At 36.3% G+C, this 20,661-nt stretch carries 18 protein-coding genes and 1 riboswitch; of the genes, 12 read left to right on the top strand and 6 right to left on the bottom strand.

The window, feature by feature from the left end:
• Positions 1-11 precede the first annotated feature (11 nt).
• From DW761_RS07825 to DW761_RS07810, 4 genes are all read right to left on the bottom strand, one after another.
• The gene (locus tag DW761_RS07825; RefSeq protein ID WP_117517339.1) at positions 12-2,465 is read right to left on the bottom strand and encodes a GGDEF domain-containing protein; all 2,454 of its coding nucleotides are present in this window, start codon (positions 2,463-2,465) and stop codon (positions 12-14) included.
• A gap of 176 nt (positions 2,466-2,641) precedes the next feature.
• On the bottom strand, positions 2,642-4,765 hold the full coding sequence (locus tag DW761_RS07820) for an EAL domain-containing protein (RefSeq protein WP_117517337.1): 2,124 nt from the start codon (positions 4,763-4,765) through the stop codon (positions 2,642-2,644).
• A 26-nt stretch (positions 4,766-4,791) separates the two neighbouring features.
• Positions 4,792-5,418: a phage holin family protein gene (locus DW761_RS07815; protein WP_117517335.1), complete on the bottom strand. Its 627-nt coding sequence runs from the start codon at positions 5,416-5,418 to the stop codon at positions 4,792-4,794.
• 84 nt (positions 5,419-5,502) lie between these two features.
• Positions 5,503-6,012: a peptidoglycan-binding domain-containing protein gene (locus DW761_RS07810; RefSeq protein ID WP_233509588.1), complete on the bottom strand. Its 510-nt coding sequence runs from the start codon at positions 6,010-6,012 to the stop codon at positions 5,503-5,505.
• Positions 6,013-6,127: 115 nt separating this feature from the next.
• Between DW761_RS07810 and DW761_RS07805 the strand changes: the two genes are divergently transcribed.
• Positions 6,128-6,820 carry an MSCRAMM family protein gene (locus DW761_RS07805; protein WP_117517333.1) on the top strand — a complete coding sequence of 231 codons (693 nt, stop codon included), beginning with the start codon at positions 6,128-6,130 and terminating at the stop codon, positions 6,818-6,820.
• On the opposite strand, the gene DW761_RS07800 is transcribed toward DW761_RS07805, so the two are convergent.
• Complete coding sequence (locus tag DW761_RS07800; RefSeq protein ID WP_117517331.1) at positions 6,785-7,720, bottom strand: carbohydrate kinase family protein; 936 nt, start codon at positions 7,718-7,720, stop codon at positions 6,785-6,787. The genes DW761_RS07805 and DW761_RS07800 overlap by 36 nt on opposite strands.
• A 74-nt stretch (positions 7,721-7,794) precedes the next feature.
• Here DW761_RS07800 and DW761_RS07795 point away from each other — a divergent pair, with 74 nt between their 5' ends.
• The 7 genes from DW761_RS07795 (at position 7,795) to DW761_RS07765 (ending at position 14,187) form a co-directional block, all read left to right on the top strand.
• Positions 7,795-8,649: a metallophosphoesterase gene (locus DW761_RS07795; protein WP_117517329.1), complete on the top strand. Its 855-nt coding sequence runs from the start codon at positions 7,795-7,797 to the stop codon at positions 8,647-8,649.
• A 268-nt stretch (positions 8,650-8,917) separates the two neighbouring features.
• The gene (locus tag DW761_RS07790) at positions 8,918-9,892 is read left to right on the top strand and encodes an exonuclease domain-containing protein (RefSeq protein ID WP_158552266.1); all 975 of its coding nucleotides are present in this window, start codon (positions 8,918-8,920) and stop codon (positions 9,890-9,892) included.
• 166 nt (positions 9,893-10,058) lie between these two features.
• A complete protein-coding gene (locus tag DW761_RS07785; protein WP_117517327.1) occupies positions 10,059-11,342 on the top strand; it encodes a hemolysin family protein in 1,284 nt (427 codons plus the stop codon).
• Positions 11,343-11,364: 22 nt separating this feature from the next.
• Positions 11,365-11,832, top strand: a complete 468-nt coding sequence (locus tag DW761_RS07780) for a RidA family protein (RefSeq protein ID WP_117453553.1) — start codon at positions 11,365-11,367, stop codon at positions 11,830-11,832.
• 87 nt (positions 11,833-11,919) lie between these two features.
• Positions 11,920-12,468 (top strand): hypothetical protein, encoded by a 549-nt coding sequence (locus DW761_RS07775; RefSeq protein ID WP_117517325.1) that lies wholly within the window; start codon positions 11,920-11,922, stop codon positions 12,466-12,468.
• A 108-nt stretch (positions 12,469-12,576) separates the two neighbouring features.
• The gene (locus DW761_RS07770) at positions 12,577-12,987 is read left to right on the top strand and encodes a competence protein ComK (RefSeq protein ID WP_117453555.1); all 411 of its coding nucleotides are present in this window, start codon (positions 12,577-12,579) and stop codon (positions 12,985-12,987) included.
• A gap of 99 nt (positions 12,988-13,086) precedes the next feature.
• On the top strand, positions 13,087-14,187 hold the full coding sequence (locus DW761_RS07765) for a DNA recombination protein RmuC (protein ID WP_117517322.1): 1,101 nt from the start codon (positions 13,087-13,089) through the stop codon (positions 14,185-14,187).
• A 12-nt stretch (positions 14,188-14,199) separates the two neighbouring features.
• On the opposite strand, the gene asnB is transcribed toward DW761_RS07765, so the two are convergent.
• Positions 14,200-15,924 carry an asparagine synthase (glutamine-hydrolyzing) gene (gene asnB / locus DW761_RS07760; RefSeq protein WP_117517320.1) on the bottom strand — a complete coding sequence of 575 codons (1,725 nt, stop codon included), beginning with the start codon at positions 15,922-15,924 and terminating at the stop codon, positions 14,200-14,202.
• Between the two features lie 135 nt (positions 15,925-16,059).
• On the opposite strand from asnB, the gene DW761_RS07755 reads away from it, so the two are divergent.
• The 4 genes from DW761_RS07755 to DW761_RS07740 all read left to right on the top strand — a co-directional run bounded on the left by DW761_RS07755 (position 16,060) and on the right by DW761_RS07740 (position 20,480).
• Entirely contained in the window at positions 16,060-16,923 is an 864-nt protein-coding gene (locus DW761_RS07755) for a YitT family protein (RefSeq protein WP_117453558.1), read from the top strand.
• Positions 16,924-17,014: 91 nt separating this feature from the next.
• Positions 17,015-18,469, top strand: coding sequence for an ABC transporter permease (locus DW761_RS07750; RefSeq protein ID WP_117517318.1), 1,455 nt, complete (start codon positions 17,015-17,017; stop codon positions 18,467-18,469).
• A gap of 9 nt (positions 18,470-18,478) precedes the next feature.
• Complete coding sequence (locus tag DW761_RS07745; protein WP_117517316.1) at positions 18,479-19,138, top strand: ABC transporter ATP-binding protein; 660 nt, start codon at positions 18,479-18,481, stop codon at positions 19,136-19,138.
• Positions 19,139-19,199: 61 nt separating this feature from the next.
• Positions 19,200-20,480 (top strand): serine dehydratase subunit alpha family protein, encoded by a 1,281-nt coding sequence (locus DW761_RS07740; RefSeq protein ID WP_117517314.1) that lies wholly within the window; start codon positions 19,200-19,202, stop codon positions 20,478-20,480.
• 80 nt (positions 20,481-20,560) lie between these two features.
• Positions 20,561-20,635, top strand: a riboswitch (cyclic di-GMP riboswitch).
• Positions 20,636-20,661: the final 26 nt, after the last annotated feature.

The following is a 20,661-nucleotide window of genomic DNA, read 5'->3' as shown; positions in this document are numbered from 1 at the left end:
CTGACAATCCTTTAAGCTTCAATTCTATAATTATTCTTTCCATCATTTTTTACTTCATAAAGCAGGGAATCCGCTCTTTGATAAAGAGTTCTTAGGTTATCCTCTTTATGACGGATAGAAACGCCAATACTTAAGGTTGGAATTGGTGTTTTTGCGCTCTTGTTGAGATAAGCTAATTCCTGGAATAACATTTTTATTAATTCCTCCAGACGTTCTCTGGTTTCATATTTTAAGAATACACTAAACTCATCTCCGCCAAGACGCCCGATAAAGGCATTTTCCTGGAAAATCTCTTTCATTGCATTTGCGACAGTAATCAATACCTGATCACCTTCATAATGACCATACGTATCGTTTACATTTTTGAAATCATCAATATCAATAATGGCAAATGCATATTGTTCATCACTTGCTTCCAGTAAATCAGAAATATCTTTTTTGAATGTATTAGAATTTAATACCTTTGTTAGACCATCGATACGACTAGTTTCCAACAACTTATCTTTTTCTAATTTTTGATCATGGATATTCTGGAAACGTCCGATGATGGATACTGGTTTGTTCTGGTCATAAATCACTTTTGTGATGATATGATACCATTGGGGATCCTGATGAGGGAAGTATAATTTCATTTCTTCATCTATATCTTCTTTTCTCATAAGCAGTTGATAGATGGAGTCTTTTCCATTGTTTACCTTTACTTTATAGTGATATTTTGAGAATGGCTGTATGGTTTCATCTGTTTCAAATAAGATCTGACCTTCCTTGGAAAGTGTGATTTCATCTTGGATATAGTTATAAGTAAATGTTACTTCTCGCATCATATCAGACAAATAGCGATAGCGGGTATTTTCTAATTCCAATTGTTTGCCAAGTCGAATCTTGTTTTTATAATACAGGAATAAAACAATAAAGATAAAGGCACAGAAAGAAATAACAAACATTGCCACGAAGAGAGGATTCTCTTTAAAGAACTGTGACAACATAAATTCATGGTTTTGCTGAGCATTTTGATATAGATATTTTTCCAGTCTATTAGGTTCAATAGAACGAATACCTTTATTGATAATCGTAGAAAGTATTTTATCATTCTTATTTGCAATCCCAATACTGTAGCGAACGGTATCATTGATGGTTTTTGGATAAATAATGGTATGTTCATAATGATTGCGATATTGATAATAGGAAGCCGCATAACTGTTGGAATAGGCAAAGTCACAGGTGCCAGATTCTACTGCATTTAATGTTTCTTCAATCGAATCAAAATAAACTGCCTGTTTAGGATCATTATTGTTTTTTTCACCTTTATAAATCGCCTGTATTTTGCTATCTAAGTCCTGTACATTCACATCTTCATTTACAACCATGACTTTTTCTGTTTCAAGATAAGGGGTCGATAATAGTAATGTATCTTTTAAAGCGTAATCATATTCATAATCAACGGAAAGTACCAGATCGACTTCATGTTTATTTATTTTATCTAGATAATCTTCATAAGATTTCGCATAGACATATTCTAGACTGCCGCCGATATTCTCTGTGATATCATTGAGAATGTCATAAGCTACTCCATGTATTTTATTGTTTTTATCCAGATATTCAATCGGCCCAAAGCCATCATGGACAAGCACTTTTAATTTTGGATGTTCTTCAATATAAGCCTGTTCCTTACTGTTCAGATAGATATCTCCATCTTGTTTATTGAAATAACGATTGTATAAATCGGATTGTAATGTTGGATACACTTCACTGATGTAGGTAATCGCTTGATTTAATTCACTGACTACTTCCGTATTGCCTTTGGTTGTTGCAAAGTAGAAGGGAACAGGGGAGAACTTGATAATGGAGCGCATATCATCAGGAATGGATAAGTTAACCGTCAATAAAGCATCGGCTTTTTGTGCATTGACTTTTTCTGCCTGATCAACGTCATCATCACACCATACGATTTCATAATTGATGCCATTCAAATCGGCATATTGAAAAAACAAGTCATTTCGATTCGTTGCTTTTTTCAACAGTGCGACTTTAATGGATTTGTGATCAGAAATGTTAAATTCATCAATTTCTGCTTCCTTTTTATTTACCGCTAATACACTATAGGCATTGCCATAATTCTCACTTGGAAAGTCATATAGTTTTTCGGATTGTTCATTATTGGACATGGCACCCATCAAATCGATTTCGCCTTTTTCCAGCATTTGCAACAACTTTGACAACTGTTCATCTATATCGCCATCCACTGTGACAAACTCATATGTCCAGCCAGTGTATTGGGCAAGTTCTTTTAAATAATCATAGGTATATCCACTATACCCACCCTCTGTTTTTTCTGTTAACCCCTTTTGTATTGGCCAGCCGACACGGATCACTTTTTGTTGTTGGGCATGAACGAAAGGACACATAGAAATCATAATGATGGCAACAAGGCATAGTGTAATGGCCGACTTCAGTTTTTGCTTCATAATCTTCACCTGCTTATCTTTTTTTGTATTGTATGACATATGCATTCGATATTTAGTATATGAAAATCTTACAATGAACTCAAGGCGGATGCCTGTGAATCTTAAAGATTTACATGTATCGATTTTATGCGATATGTCCATAGATCATTTATGTTACATGATGAATCAAAAAGCTTTTAATAATCCACCTGTTCCACGACACCAACCGCTTTAATGGATTTCCCACTCTTGTTTTTAATAGCGGTCATCGTGATTCGATTCCATACGATGTTCTTGTCTGCCATACGCGCCTTGATGACACAGGATGCGTGTTCTTCACCTTTATATATTTTTTCATATGTTTTGGCAAAGACCTCTTCATAGCCTTTGCAGACTGTACCATGGTTAATGAATCCTTCAGGAGCGGGCATAGCACAATCATGAAGGCCAAAAGCACGTTGTGTCTGCTTAGAATATGTGACCATATGACTGGCGATATCCAGTTCAAATATTGTGATTTTATCCGTATCCATAGCAATACGAAAACTCTGTTCACACATTTGCAGTTCCTCTAAAGCATTCATATAAGCACTGACATCATTGATGGAAGCATAAAGAATTTTTCCATTTGCTGTATCAGATAAGAAGAACAGGCGAACGTGAAGCCACAAAATCTGTTCATTATATAAATAGCGCACAGTCGTATCTGTGCCAGAATCCCTTTGATTTAAAGAATGTTTTAAGGCATCCATGAACAACTGCTGATCATCGGGATGCATGACTTCCAGAATATTTTTATTATGCATAGAGAACTTATGCAGCTTATAATATGCTTCATTGGCTTTTTGGACATATACATTGTTACCATCAAAGCGATAAATCGCCACAGCGCCTAATATATTATTAAGTAAAATTTCAGATACGATATCATCATGAAAAAGATCCTTTAACTTAATTAAGGAGATATCGTTGGCAAGCATCATTTTATTATCTTCAAAATCTACCAAATCGCGGTTTTCCAGCAATTTTTCAAAGGCATCCATGGGCATAGGTTTATAATAATAAAAACCCTGTGCATACAAACAGCCGATTTTCAAAAGAAAATCTACTTGTTCCTTGCTTTCTACACCTTCCGCAATGATTTTTAAATTCAGCCATTTTGCCATACGAATAACAGACTCTATGATATCCTGACTTTTACGGTCTTGTTTATCAAGAAAACGCATGTCCATCTTTAAAACATCTATATTGATATCTTTTAAAATATTCAAAGAAGAATAACCGCTGCCAAAATCATCCATCAATACAGTAAATCCATGATTCATTAAGCGGTTGATCACAAAGATGATTTCATCGCTTCTACTAGAATATGCACTTTCTGTGATTTCTAGCTGCATCCATGATGAATCCAGTTCATAGCGTTTGACTAGATTTTGAAAGATATCCTGTACATCTAATCCAAAGATATCAATGCGACTGATATTCACGGAAATTGGTAAGATTTTATGTTCTTTTGCATGTTTATGCAGCCATTTGGCACTTTCTTCCCAAACAAACTGATCCAGTTTTTTGATGAATCCGTTTTTCTCAAAGACAGGAATAAAATCTTTCGGAGAAATCATTCCTTTTTGTGGATGATTCCAGCGTACCAGTACCTCAGCACCAGTGATCTTATTGGTATTCATATTACACTTTGGTTGAAAATATATCTCAAATTCACCATTCTCTAAAGATTTATCAATGCCATTGATCAGTTCTTGCTCCTCTAATAAAACATTGCGCATGCTGTTGTCATAATAGGCATAGTATTTCATATAAATGCCTTTGACTGATTTTGCGGCAAGGATAGCCCGATCACACATCAATGATACGGGAATATCCAATACTTTGATATCATAGATACCAATACTTGGGATTACTTCCATATCCTTTGAAAATGAGTGAAAGATTTCATTGATTGTTTCTGCGGCTTTATCTCCACCTTGTACCCGTGGTAAACAGATAGCGAAAATATCAGCACCGATTCTTCCATAACAGGCTTCTTTTCCAAAAGCTTCCTGCAGCTTTATGGAGATCCTGTTCAATAAAATATCGCCTAAATCTGTACCATATACATCATTGATCAATTTGAAATGTTCAATATCTGCACAAATCAATTCATATTGTGAAGGGGATGCCTGTTTTAAAATATCTCCGACATGTTCATAAAACGATTGTTTACTGTAGATGTTTGTTAAAGCGTCGTAATTCTTGTAGTAATCAAGTTCTTTTTCCAGCATCTTGATTTTTTCTGTCAATTCATTCTCCCTGCAAGGTCCCATACAGTCATCCCTCCTTGATCGTTACATCAATAACGGAATCTTGTTTCAAACTCTTCTAAATCATTGTCAATGTACTTCCCACTGGCATCTGTCTGGTTCTTTTGAAACATTTGTGGCATTTTTCTTTTCTGAAGCAGATAATTGATCAATCCGATCAATAATGCTTCTACTACTGCAATCATAGGATTTACTTTAAACAATAAGGCAATCACCACAAATAAAACGGTAGATATGCCAAAAGAAATCAACAGCAGTTTTTTATTAATACTTTGATATACCCCTTGAATAAAATCTGTATAGCGCATCATAAAAGCTGCTTCTTCACCCTCTATAGCATATGGTTCATAAACAATCATGGAGGATCGTTTATATTTTGGATGCATCAGGCATTCTTTGACATGCAATATACGCATTGCACAATAACGTGCAGCGTTTTTATTGCCGTTTGCTTCATAGTGACATCCTTCCATATACTGAATATGTACATAGCTTTGCGTATCGATTGGCTCTTTCATCTGTTTCATCAATGCATGAAGTTTTTCCATGATGGCGTTTTGAAAGGAAGGCTGCGTTATAAATTCTTCATAAAGTTGTGAAACGCTTTCCTTAACATCCAATTGTTCTGTTTGTTGATCTAATTCCTGTAAATCCATAATGACACCTCTTGCTTCTATATATTACTTTTATTATAGCATAACTTACGAAAAAAGTCTGTGATTGTTTCACAGACTTTCCACTTATAAAGCGTTTCTTTCGTTGATAATAGAATCCCATGTATTCTTTCCAATCACACCATCAATCGTCAGATCATATAAATACTGATACTGCTGAACCATCGTTGTTGTTCTTGGACCAAAGGTTCCATCCAATGGAATCGGACGTAAACAATTATTTTTTGCGGCAATTTCATTTAAATACTCCTGCATTTTAAATACATCCAGTCCCTGATTGCCCTGCGTTAAATAATAGGAACGAGAATATACTGGAATATTGGTGATGATGCCAAGCTCACGAAGTTGATTAACAATACTGTTCCATGTATCTAAGCCAATCTTGCCATTGATGGGTAGATTGGCATATGCCTGCCATTCTCTTACAGCATCTGCGGTATCAACACCGTATTTGCCATCTTCTTTGACACGTGTTTTAGTAAAACCTCTTCCTTGCATGATATTCAAATATCCCTGCATTTTATTGACCGCAATGCCAACATTACCAACTTGTAATGGACCAAACGTGTTATTCATCATGATCCCCCTTTCCTTACAGTATATGGGGCAATGACAATAAGCAATGATACATCTGCCTATAGATGACAATATTTTTTATTGTCATTCATATAATGAAATGGGGGGTGAGGTTATGAAAATAAAGCTTTTTATGATGTTGTGTTGTTTCTTTTATCTGATCATGCCCATACATAGTGCTCATATCGATGTAAGCTTTCATGTATATACAAATGATCATCTGCCAGTAAGAGGTGCCGTTTTTTCTTTGTATCAGGAAGATATCTGTATAAAAGAAGATATTACAAGTGATGAACAGGGAAATGTCAAAGTGATGGATTTAGAAACAGGTGTATATCATCTAAAACAGAAAACAACCATGGATGGATATGACATATATAAGGAAGATATAAGTTTTTCTTATGAGGAAGGCAAAGCAATGGTATTAAAAGATGTCATCAATCAAAGATTATGTGGAGATGTTACCATACAATTGCTGAATGATGAAAAAAAGCCAATGGCGGATACAACCTTTACACTGACATCTGATCATTTCCAAAAAAGTTATACCAGTGATAAAAAAGGATATTGTCAAATGAAGCATCTGCCACTTGCCACGTATACATTAAGCAAAGGGAACACTTCAACGCAGTTTTCCATCACTCAGGGAAATTATGATCGTACTTATATCTTACAGATCTGTTTAAATCCTCGAAGGATAGAAGAAAAAAAAGAAGATCCATCTTTATGGATCTTAAGCACACTTTTACTGGCATGCTTTGGTTTTGGATTTCTATATGTTTATCGAACAGAATTGAAACAGAGATAGTTCTTTCATACAGGCATCAAATTCATCACTTGTTAAACAGGCGCCTTTTTTTGATATGATTGCACGACTGATATGATTGGCGATTTGAATAGCACTTGCCATATCATAGCCAAGGGAAGTCAATGCAATAATACTGCCTATATGACCATCTCCGGCACCAATCGTATCTACTGGGATTTTTGTCTGTACAGGTAAATAGATGCCATGTGCGTTTTCATATAGATAGGAGCCATCTTTACCAAGAGTAATAATCACACTTTGATGCGTTTTCGCATATAAAGCTTTTGCGGCATCTTCTATGTTGTCTTTTCCAGATAAAGCAAGTGCCTCCTGCTTGTTTAAGTGTAAGATACAGGATAAGGAAAACAACGTATCTAATTTTTCCTGTTCAATATGCATAATGCGGGGACCACAGGCAAAATATATTTTGATATCAGGATGTGCTTTTAAATAATCGATGATATAAATACCACTTTCTTCTTCAATTTCCAAACCACAGATATAAACTGTATCGATTTCTTCCTGTGCCAGCTGATCAAACCACTGCTTCTGAAAATGGTATTCCGCACCATGCAGGGCTAAAAAACTACGTTCTCCATCATCCTCTACAAAACAATAGCAGCAGCCGTTTTCTTCTTCACTATCCGGGAAAAAGGGAGTCTGGTGACGTTTTTTAAGTTGTTTTCGTACAAAATCAGCATAGATTCCAGTACCAATGGGTGTGCATAAATGATAATCTACATGAAACAGATCCAACATACAGGCAGCGTTACCGGCACAACCGCCAAGGGCAAATGTTTGTGTGCGGATATGAATATCTTCTTCCTTTTCAGGTAGGTGGGGAATTTCTATAATGACATCGGTGGTACATGAACCAATTATCGCAATATGCGGTTTCATAAATTCATCAATCCTTTCTTTTTTTTACATCGAATGTATGGTATCATCTTACTACAGAACGGACGTGATCGACAATGAAAAAACAAACAAAAAGAACAATACAAATGGTAAGTGGTGCGGTAGCAACTGCTTTATTGGCACGTGCAGCATATCGTCAAAATCATCAGCTGGATATCAGCTCTTTTGTATATCACAATGAAAAACTGCCAGGAAGTTTTCATGGTTTTCGCATCTTGCAGGTATCTGATCTGCATAATGCACGCTTTGGCTTTCATCAGAAAAAACTAATAAAGGAAATTCAACTAGCAAGTCCGGATATCATTTTGATTAGTGGTGATTTAATAGATAAACGACGCTGTCGTAAAAATAATATTCAGCCAGCCTTACGTTTTGTAAAGGAAGCAGTCAAGATTGCTCCTGTATATTATGTACCAGGCAATCATGAAGCCACAAGTGAAATCTATCCATATCTAAAGGAACGATTATTGGCATATGGAGTTGAGGTATTAGGCAACAGCATGGTGGAATTAAGTAGAAACGAAGAAGCCATTACCTTGATTGGTGTAAAGGATCCAAAATTTTATATTCATGAACCACAGCGCTTTCAACATAATCTTCAGACTCTAAAACAGATGAGTGACAATCAATTTCATATATTGTTATCACATCGTCCGGAATATTTTGATTTTTATGCAGCCTGTGGCTTTGATATCTGTTTTTGCGGACATGCACATGGTGGACAGATTCGCTTGCCTAAGATAGGTGGGCTGTATGCTCCCAATCAGGGAATATTTCCCAAATATACAAATGGACGCTATGTAAAGGGTGATACCACCATGTTTGTATCCAGAGGACTGGGCAATAGCAAGGCACCTTTACGTATACATAACCATCCACAGCTGGTGCTGGTGCGTTTATGTAAGGCGTAATATCATGATTTTAGCATTTGTGTGAAATCTTACAACAAGAAAAAGTCATGTATGCTTATGAACATGCATGGGCATCAAGGTTATGTGACAGAAAAAGAATATATCTATTTAAATAGTGGAGATACACCTGCTTTTTCGCAATTAAAAGATGATATCAATTTTTGATATTGTGATCATGAATACCTCGTGATGCAATATCTGTAAATATAAACAGCCTTGTCATTTTATGCATTTGCCTTTATAATGTAGCATGTTAAGAGGTACGATTATGTTACATATTTATTTAGATGCCGAATTTGATGCGGTAAAAATTAAAGGGAAATTTCAACAGGCAATCATATCGATTGGGGCTGTGATGCTGGATGATAATGGGAAAGAACTGGATCAGTTTTATTCTCTTGTTAGACCAATGAATTTTGTACGGTTAACTTCTGTGGTTTATCGTATGACACATTTGAATACTCATCAAATTGAACATGCCAAAGCACTACCAATAGTGATGGAAATCTTTATGCGATGGATTCATCGCTATGAAAAGGATATGGATAATGTGAGATTCTACAGCTTTGGACCAGATGATCGAAGGACATTGATACAGAATTGTCGCTATTATGATCTGGATATGGAATTTTTTAAGGATATGAAAGATCTTCAAAAGGAAATATCACCATCTGTGAAGTTTCAAGAACAGCTGATATCCTCCACACTCTCCTTAGATGATTTAAAGAGTGCTTATGATATACATGGAGCGGTAGATCACAACGCCTTAAGTGATGCAATTGATTTAATGGAAGTTCATCGTGCTTATTGTTTACGCAAGCCACAAAACATGACGCAGATTGCGGCAATCGTGAATCGCAAGATTAAGAAACAACAGGAGGTTGCCTTGAAACAGCGCTTACGACTTGCAAGAGTTATGAAAGAGCGTTTCAAAGATTATCCATCCCATATCCGAATACAGTTTCGAGAAGATGTGTTAGAAGAATTGAGAACGATGCGTGAGCGTGATGATAATTTTCATATTCGCTTTAAAAGTGATCGTATGATTATAGATGAAGAAGCATATTATTATAATGAATTAAAAATGATCATGTCGTTGATTCTGGATGATGAGGTGCCATCATTTTGTTTGGAAATCCATTACCATGGACAATCATTCACCAAACAATACCTGTTGACATATCGCAATGCGACCATGATCGAACATATTATAAAACGATTAATGGGTGTACCATTAGAATGATTCAGGAAAGGAAGGAAAAAAGGTCCTTCCTTTTTTCATAAGATGTATTTTAAAAATGTGCGTATCCATTGAATTTTTTTGATTTTCGTATATAATACTACTGAGGCGGGAAATTTGATTTCCTGTTTATGATTCGCAAAACAATATGTATGGGGAGTGGTTTTTTTTGGACGGATCGCATATAGGCCTATTGATTTTACTTGTAATACTAATTGCCTTATCGGCATGTTTTTCTTCAGCAGAAACAGCGTATTCCTCTTTGAATGTCATACGTTTGAAACAGATGGCGAAAAGCGGAAATAAAAAAGCGAAAACTGCATATGCTAATGCAAAGAATTTTACCGCTGTAATCACAACGATTTTGATTGGAAACAACGTGGTGAATATTCTTGCGACATCAATTTTGACAAGTCTTGCGACAGAACTGATCAAAGGAGCTGCTGGTGTTGCGGTAGCAACTGGTGTGATGACGGTATTGATCTTGGCGTTTGGTGAAATTACACCAAAAATCGTTGCGAAAGCGAAAGCTGAAAATATCGCCTTATTGATGGCTAAGCCATTGAGCATTCTGGTAACGGTGTTACGCCCGATTTCTTTTGTGGTTGAAAAGATTGAACAGCATTGGGAAGAAAAGCTTCAAATCGAAAATGTCACTGCGACAGAAGATGAACTGCTGGAAATCGTCAGTACGATTGAACAGGAAGGTGTCTTGGAACAGGAAGAACGTGAACTGATTGAAAGTGTCATCGAATTTGATGATAAAAACGTTCGTGATATCATGGTGCCAAGAGATCAGGTTGTATTCTTATATGACAATGCAACGTATGATCAGTTAAAAACAACATTACATGATCATAAACTCTCACGTTTACCAGTCATATCCTATGAAACAACACAGGTTGTGGGAATTCTGCGTGTACGTGATGTATTAGATGCATTATTGGAGGGCAAAGAAGTGGTAATCAAAGATTTGATGCAGCCACCGGTATTTGTGACTCAGCGTAAGAAGCTGCCTGCAGTATTAGAAGATATACAAAAATCAAGAGAGCATATCGCTATCGTTGAAGAATCACAGACATCCCATGTTTACGTTGGTATCGTTACCCTGGAGGATGTTTTGGAAGAACTGGTAGGAGAGATCTATGATGAATATGATCCTTTGCCAAATCATGTATTAGAGATTGGTTTACATACCTTTGAGATTGATGGAAAAGTTTCCTTGATTGATTTCTTTGATACTTATATGGAGGATCAGGATGTTCCTGATACCAAAGCCAGAACATTTGCCGCATGGATTTATGAACTGAATAACCATCGTAAGGTTCGCAAGGGCCGTGAAATAGAATTTGAGAACTTTGAAATTAAAGTACTGGATACAAAAGATGGAATGGCATCCAGAATTGAACTTACGATTCTATCCTATAACGATGATGAAGAATTGCTGGATTAATAGATGAATGGAGGAAATGAACATGAATATCTTTATTAAAGCAGTAAAACCAGAAAATGCACCAAAAGCATTAGGACCTTATTCACCAGCTACAAAGTTAGGTGATTTCGTATATCTGTCAGGACAGATTCCTTTAGATCCAGAAACTGGTGAAGTAGTAGGTACAACAATTGAAGAACAGACACACCAGGTTATGAAAAATATCGGTGCTGTATTAGCTGATATGGGACTTGGCTACAAACACATTATGAAAACAACCATTTATATCGCAGACTTAAATGACTTCGATAAATTAAATGAAGTTTATGGCTCTTATTTAGAAGAACCATATCCAGCAAGAAGCTGTGTACAGGTTGCACGTCTTCCTAAGGATGTAAAAGTTGAAATCGAATGTTTCGTTATCGATACATTGGTATACGAACAGCAGTATGCTGCACAGCAGAGTGGATGCTCAAGCTGTGGCGGTGGCTGTGATGGAGGCTGCTGCTAGTAAAGCTTTATGAAAGAGGCAAAATGCCTCTTTTTTCTTTTTCAATAGTATGGTAAGCTATAAGTGGATTTACGACAAGGAGGAGCTATGAACTTTATATTAGATATTAACGAAATCGCAAAACATAAGATTTTGCCATGTGATGTGTATCTAAACAATCAGCGGATTCCACATTTCAGCAGTTATCTTGGAGGTTTTCATTGTTGCTTTGAGGATCAATATGCGATGATCTTTGATTCAGAGGAAATCTATTTCCGTTATGTGAAAAACAAATTAACATCACGTGATCGAAGAGTCATGATTGCTTATGAGGATATGGATCATGTTCGCTTTACCATCGCAAGAACTGAAAAAGGTGTAGGCAATAAACTGGTATTAGATATCATCATCTATATGAAGATGGGGTATCCGGTTGCATCATACCAATTAGAAACATCTGCTTTTTCCCAAGTGCCAGAACTGGTAAAACTGTTGAAAGCACACCATGTACATATTGAAGATATCTTAGAACTTCATGTACGGGCAATCAAAAAAACATGTGAGGATTTAAAACAGGAACTGCTTCAAATGTATGATGATATGAAAGAAAAAGCAGGACTGTGTGAGCAGCGTAAAAATGACTGGAAATCAATTTAAACAGGAAAAGATGTAAAAAAAACATCTTTTTTTCGTATTTTCTATAATTATTTTACACTTTTATGATTTTTTCATCTATTTATGGTATAACCATACTTGGTGATGTGAATGATCTATTTATTGTATGAAAAATATCCGGATGTATATTGTTTAAGTGAAAAGGGTGTACACTGTTTCAAAGACACACATAGTGTCAAATTGATTGATCGCTGGTGCTTACGATATGGCAGTAGCTATGAAGGAAGAAAAGCGGCATGTCAAAAGGTTTGTGGTATTCATCAAAAAATACCGATTCTTTTATCTGAGAAGACAAAGGATATCTTATTTCCATTATCTGATATACGAAAGGATGAATGTATCTGGTTGAATTATCGTGCAATCATTTCCGTGAAAACAAAGAAAGACAGTGTATGTATCCTATTTGAAGATGGAAAAACGATTACCTTACATAAAGATATCCGAGGCATTAAACGCCAACAGACTATATGTAAGATGTTTTTAAACAGTCTTATGAAATGATGGAATTATGTAATTTCACATAATTTTTATAAGCAGGATTCTTGATTTTATGCTACTATTAATTTACTTTTATTTGTATAGGCAAATTGGAGGTTTTTTATGGAATATTTTTTATTGATATGTGTCTTATTACTGGTGGGTGTCATCATTGTCATGTTTTTTATGATGCGCCCATCCACCAACAACAAAAAAGAAATGCGCTTATTATTAGCGGAAAGTGAAAAACAGCAACAGGCTGGTTTATGGAATCTTCAAAAACAGATGAATGAACAGCTGCAGTATTTCCAAAAAGAAATGACATCTTCTTTAAAAGCGGATATGATGGATTTAAGGGAAACGACCACCCAACGTTTGTTCTCTATTGAAAAGAATGTAAATAATCATCTTCAACAAGGCTATACCTCTACCAATCAGGCATTTGGCAAAGTGATGGAACAGATGGGAAAGCTGGATGAAAGCCAGAAGAATCTAAAAGAAGTCAGTATGTCAATAGCCAGTATCCAAAACGTATTGACGGATAAAAAGACGAGAGGAATCTTTGGGGAAATTGAGCTGTATACACTGTTAGAAAATGCATTTGGTTTAGATCAAAAGCGTTTTGCGAAACAATATAAATTAAGCAATGGCAGTATTGCGGATGCAGTGGTCTTTGCGAAAGCACCTTTACACATGATATGTATCGACTCAAAGTTTCCTTTGGAAAATTATAATCGTTGTATGGAAGAAACACGCAAGGAAGAAAAGGCAAGACTACATCGGGTATTTGTGAGTGATGTAAAAAAGCATATCAAAACGATTCATGATAAATATATCCTGCCTGAAGAAACGGCGGAATTTGCCTATATGTTTCTGCCAGCGGAAGCCGTTTTCTCCTATATTTATGGTAATTGTGAAGAAATCATTCAATATTCTTATGAACAAAAGGTATATTTAGTGTCACCAACGACGCTGATGGCTTATATTACCGCTATAAAAGCAATTTATCTGGGCATTGAACGTAATGAAAATATGATCAGTATCCAGCAGGAATTAAAAAAGCTGCAGGTGGAATTTGAACGTTTCGAGAAACGTTATCAGACGATCTATCATGATTTTGATAAATGTTATCAAGATATGAAACTAATGCAGATCACAACGGATAAAATGATACAGCGATTCCATGAAATCGAAGAGGTAAAACTAGAAAAAACAGATCAATGATCTGTTTTCTTTTTAAAAATCCAATTGTACATGATACGTTAAGATCCATTGATCAATCTGATAAAGATAAGCTAACAGCTGTGGTCCACTCATCAACTGGCCATACCATGGAAGGGTATAAGATGCACCTTTGCTTTCAATTAGTTCTTTTAATGTGGCGTCATCAAATAAACGATGAAGGGGAGAGGATGGATCATCATATCGTTTCTTTAATAAATCAGCGACCAGATCGGCGTATAGGGGATTATGGGTTTTAGGGAAAGGATTTTTCTTTCTCCAACAAACATCTTTTGGCAGCAGTTTCTCAAATGCCTTACGTAGGATACCTTTTTCATTTTGTTTATAAAACTTCATATCCCATGGGATATTGTATACATATTCCAATGTTTTTACATCCGCAAATGGTGCTCGTATCGTGATGTTTGCCCAATTTGCCATGGTGATTTGACGTACTACCAAAGTCTGCATGAACCAGTGCAGACATAAAACACTGTGAATCCTTGCTTGGCGGTCTTCTTTACTATCATCAGATAGATAATCCATATCCGCAATACTATCCGCATAGTTTTTCTTAATATAGCCCTGATAATCAAAGTGCTTGATATCCTCATGCAACAAGGAAATACGATCATTTACATTTCTTAGCCATGGAAATGTTTCTAAATCTTTTAATTCTTTACGATAAAACCAAGGATAGCCGCCAAAGATTTCATCACTGCATTCTCCACTGAAAATCACACGTTCTTTTTGTGATACCTGTTCACATAACCATAATAGGGAACTGTCGATATCTGCCATGCCAGGAAATTCACGTGCCAGCATGGCATTTTTTAATTCATCACGCAATTGTTTCTGTGTAATCATCAATTCCTGATGTTGTAAAGGATAGCGTTCACACATCTGTTTGATATAATCATCATCTAAAGATACCTGATACATGTTGCCTTTAAAGTTTTCTTTATTGCCTTCATAGGCAAGGGAATAGGTATGCCAGTCTGCTGTTTCCTTTGCACATACCGCTGTGATGATACTGCTGTCTAAACCACCGCTTAAAAAAGAAGCATGCACTTGGTCCATCTGTCGTTTGATAGAGGCTTCCACAAGTTCATAGACATGTTTTGCGGTCGTATCAATATCATCTTCATGTTTTTTCGCACGTAAACGATAATATGTTTTTAATGCTACTTTATCTTTATACGTAAAATATTGTCCCATGGCTAATTGATGGATGCCATCAAGAATCGTTTTGTTTTCAGGAATACCTGGACCAAAGGCAAACAGGTCCATAACGCCTTCTTTACTCAGCTTTGGTGTAATAGCAGCATTATCCAGCATGAGGGAAATACGATTACTGATGACAAGCTGGTGATCATCCTCATAATAATATAGAACAGAAAGTCCCAAAGGATCTTTAGCAGCTAGTATTTGATGATCATGATACAACACGAAGGCATAGGCTCCTTCGATATGCTTCATCAAATCTTCTTTCCAGTGTAAATAGGCATATAAAAACAATTCTTCTAATGATGCAATAGGGGGAAACTGTGCTTCATGTAACTCTTCTTTGATTTGTTTTTCGTTATATACCTCACCATCTACCACGATGGCATAGTTCTTACGTGCATAACTGATTTCCTCAAAACCACACAGCCACATATCCTGCATATGCACAAGAGAAGCAAAGTGGGTATGCATGGCATCAATGTTCTGATTTTTAATAAATAAATACTCTTTCATTTGATCGCATCCTTTCGTTTCAGTGTATGATATACAAAAACAAAATATGACAGTGAAAACATGTACAGATAGGTAGAATTAAATATAAATGAGTGTATAATAAATATGCTTACAAGAAAAAGGAGAAGTTAAGACATGAAGGATACGTTTAATAGAAAGGATATCTCCACGTTTGTTTTAGTGGTGATTGCGTCATTTCTATGTGCAGTAAACATTAATACATTTATTAATGCTGGGGGCTTGTTTCCGGGTGGTTTTACAGGTTTAACGGTTTTTATTCAGCGATACTTTGATCAATATCTTGATATCGCTATTCCATATTCACCAGTGTATTATTTATTAAATGCCATTCCAGCATTTATCGGCTATAAAATGGTAGGAAAGAAATTTACGATTTTTTCCTGTTTGATGATATTTTTAACCGGTCTATTTGCGGATATCATGCCAAGTATCAATATCACAGAGGATATCCTGTTGATTACGATTTTTGGTGGTATCTTGCAGGGTATCGCTTTGGGTATTGCACTTCGTGGCAATGCCAGTAGTGGAGGTACGGATTTTATCGCTATGTGGATCAGTAAAAAGACTGGTCAGCCGGCATGGAATTTCATCTTGGGAATGAATGCGGTAATGCTTGTGGCAGCAGGATATTTATTTGGCTGGAATAAAGCTTTATATTCCATCATCTTTCAGTTCTGTAGTACACAGGTCATCAATACCGTTCATAAACGTTATAAACAAATGACGATTTTCATTATTACCAGCAACCCGGAAATCGTTGTGGAAGAAATACAGAATTCTACCCATCATGGAGTCACGCGTTTAGATGGCATTGGTACATATTATGGACAGCCAAGAACGATGCTGTATACAGTTGTGGATTCTAATTCCGTCAAAGGTCTGGTGACTCGAATCAGAGAAATTGATACATCAAGTTTTATCAATGTCACAAAGACAGAATATGTCGAAGGCAGATTCTATCAGGTACCGATTGAATAGAGGTTTCATTGAAATCTCTATTTTTTTCATATATTCTTCATGTTTTCATCACATTCCTTCTATATAATGGGTGAGCATAAGGAGGAATATTATGTATATCATAAAGAATGCATGGCGAAACATCTGCCGAAATATGGGAAAGAATATATTGCTTGGCATCATTGCACTCGTCATTGGATTATCTTGTTGCCTTTCATTATCCATTCATCAAGCAGCAGCAAAACAAAGAGCTGCCGGCTTAGATGAGCTTACCATTAACGCAACGATTGGCATTGATCGTATGTCTGTTATGAAACAGGGAAACAAAGAGAATCCAGAGGATGTGAATCCTAAAGAAATGTTGTCAAATATCCATTCACTTTCTTTAGAAGAGTTACAAACATATGCGAAAGCTGAAAGCGTAAAAGATTTTTACTATATAGAAACTTTGTCAATGAATGCAGAAGGCATAGAGCCACTATCATCAAGTGATGAGCATATGGCGGATATGGGAAAGAATTTTGGCGGTAAAGAAATGAGCAGTGCAGATTTTTCACTTATTGGCTATAGCACCCAGGAGGCAATGACGAATTTTGCGGAAGGCAATGCCAGTATAACTAAGGGCACGATGTTTCTGGAAAGTGATCAAGACACATGTATCATTTCTGAAGAATTAGCAGAATATAACACTTTGGCTGTTGGAGATACCATAAAACTGATAAATCCAGATAATACCAAAGATGTAACAGAATTGAAAATTAGTGGAATTTATAGCTTAAATGAAACAAGTAGTGATATAGGATTTATGAGAAGTGATCCTGCAAATCAGATATATACAAGTACAACAACCATAGATACGATTGTGGAAGCATCAAATAAAACGGATAGTGATAAAGCTTTAAAGGCAAGTGTATCAGGGACTTATCTGTTTGAAAATGTAGAAGCATATGAAGCTTTTGAAGCACAGGCAAGAGATCTTGGATTATCAGATGATTATACGATACAATCACAAAACCTGAATCAATATGAACAAAGTCTTCAACCTTTGGAAAGCCTGAGTGGATATGCGACAATTTTCTTAGTTGTGGTACTTGTGATTGCAGGCTTGATTCTGGTGGTTCTTCATATATATCATATCCGTGAGCGCAAATATGAAATTGGTGTACTTGCGGCTATAGGCATGAATAAGCGCAAAATTGCTTGTCAGTTTGTATTGGAGATATTTGTTGTGACAATGGTATCCATGCTGATAGGAAGTGGCATAGGTGCGTGTATCAGTGTACCAGTTACCAATATGTTGTTAGAAAACACTACCATAACACAAAATGATCGTCCTGGAAATTTTGGGAAAGATATGCCAGAAGATACAGGTGATCATAAAGAAATGTCAAAGGATATGATGGCACAGGGAAAACAATATATTCGTGAAGTAAGCAGTGCTACAGATATCATCGTGGTATTGGAAGTATGTGGCATTGCGGTATTGTTGACAATGGTGTCTGGCGGTGTTGCGATTATGAGCATCTTACGTTATGAACCTTTAAAGATTTTATCAGATAGAGAGTAGGTGTATCATATGGAAATCTTACAATTACAAGATGTTAGTTATACGTATACAGGAAAAACAAATGTTATTGAACATGTATCCTTATCCTTTAAACAGGGAAAAATTTATGCCATTGTAGGAAAAAGCGGTGCAGGGAAAACAACGCTGCTTTCCATGATGAGTTTACTGACCAAACCATCATCAGGCAAAATCTTATATGATGCAAAAGATATTACAGATATGGATCCATATCATTATCGAAGTCAATATGTTGGTGTAATCTTTCAGAACTATAACTTGTTAATGCATTTAACCGCTTTAGAAAATGTAGTATTATCCATGGAAATTGCCGGTAAGAAAGAAAACCGCAAAATGATTGCAAGAGAGCTGCTGGAAAAAGTTGGATTAGATGAAGAAGAAATGAATCGCAGAATATTGAAACTATCCGGAGGTCAACAACAAAGAGTTGCCATCGCACGATGCTTGTCTTATGAGCCAAAAGTGATTTTGGCAGATGAGCCAACAGGCAATCTGGATATGGAAACACAGGCTGAGATTCTTGAAATATTTAAGTCCTTGGCAAAAGAGGGTCATTGTATCATTATGGTAACGCACTCTAAAGAAGTCGCTGCCTGTGCGGATGAAATCTATGAATTAAAACGAATGAAAAAATCCACAAAAAAGATATAGAAGGCTATATCTTTTTTTTCTGCCATGTTAAAATATACTAAGGTAGAAGAGGAGTAGAATTATGGATAAAAAAGATCAGCGATATCAGGATTATGTAAGTATTTTAAAGAAGGAACTGGTTCCTGCAATGGGCTGTACGGAGCCAATCGCCATCGCATTTGCGGCAGCACTTGCGAAAGAAAAATTTAATCAGGAAATTGATGCCGTGGATATTTATGCCAGTGGCAACATCATCAAGAATGTAAAAAGTGTAATCGTACCAAATACCGGTGGTAGAAAAGGTATTCCAGTAGCGGCAGTGGTGGGGATTATCGCAGGAGATGCGAGTAAAAATCTTGAAGTTATCAGCGAGGTAAGCGAAGAACAGCGTGCAGCAATTGATACCTTCATGAAGGAAAAATGCATTCGTGTACATCCTTTAAAATGTGAAAATGCATTAGAGCTAGAAGTGATTGTATCTAATGAAAAGTCTTATTGTAAAGTAAAAGTAGCACAGGAGCACAGCAATGTGGTATTGATTGAAAAAGATCAGGAAATCCTGTTTGAAAAAAGTATCTGTGGCAAGGAACAAAAAGATGAAGCATACGCTTCCTTATCCATGGAGGATATCTATGATTTCGCATTAACCGCTGATTTAGATGATGTTAAAGATATTTTGCAGCGTCAGATTGATTACAACACAGCGATTGCAAAGGAAGGCATTGAAAAAGGCTATGGGGCAGGTATTGCCAATATGCTGTTGAAAGTATATGGGGACAGTGTACAGGTGAAGGCAAGAGCAATGGCTGCAGCCGGTTCTGATGCAAGAATGAGTGGTTGTGAATTGCCAGTCATCATTAATAGTGGAAGCGGCAATCAGGGCATGAGTGCTTCTTTACCGGTTATTGTATATGCGAAAGAGCTGCAAAAAAGCAAAGAAGAATTATATCGGGCATTATTGATCAGTAATCTATCCACAATCTATCAAAAACAGTTCATTGGCAGATTGTCTGCATATTGTGGGGCAGTAAGTGCAGGTGCTGGCGCAGGTGCTGGGATTGCATATCTTTTGGGTGGCAACTATGAAAACATTACGCATACGATTGTCAATGCGTTAGCAATTACAAGCGGTATGATCTGTGATGGGGCAAAACCAAGCTGTGCCGCAAAGATCGCCAGTGCCGTTGATGCGGGGATTATGGGCTGTTATATGTATCAATGCGGTAAGCAGTTTTATTGTGGAGAAGGCATTGTTCAAAAGGGAATCAAGGCCACAATAGAAAGTGTAGGAGAGCTTGCCCGTAAGGGAATGAAGGGAACCGATGAAGAAATTATAGAATTGATGATAAAAAATGATAAATAAAGGATAAAAAGGAATATATTTTCTACGAATGTAGGAAAAATATTCCCTTTTTTTCCTAAAAAGGTTATAATTAATTTGAAAATATAAATAGGCAAATCTACCGCAAGATAGAGACGCAAAACTACAGGGTCCCACGGGGATAGCCAGTTGCAAAAAAAATGTTCTTTTTTTTGTTGCTGTT

It is taken from the genome of Absiella sp. AM29-15, from assembly GCF_003434225.1.
Taxonomy (GTDB): Bacteria; Bacillota_I; Bacilli_A; order Erysipelotrichales; family Erysipelotrichaceae; genus Hoskinsella; species Hoskinsella hominis.
Note: the sequence above shows the minus strand (reverse complement) of the source record. Positions and strands in the feature narration are given on the sequence as shown.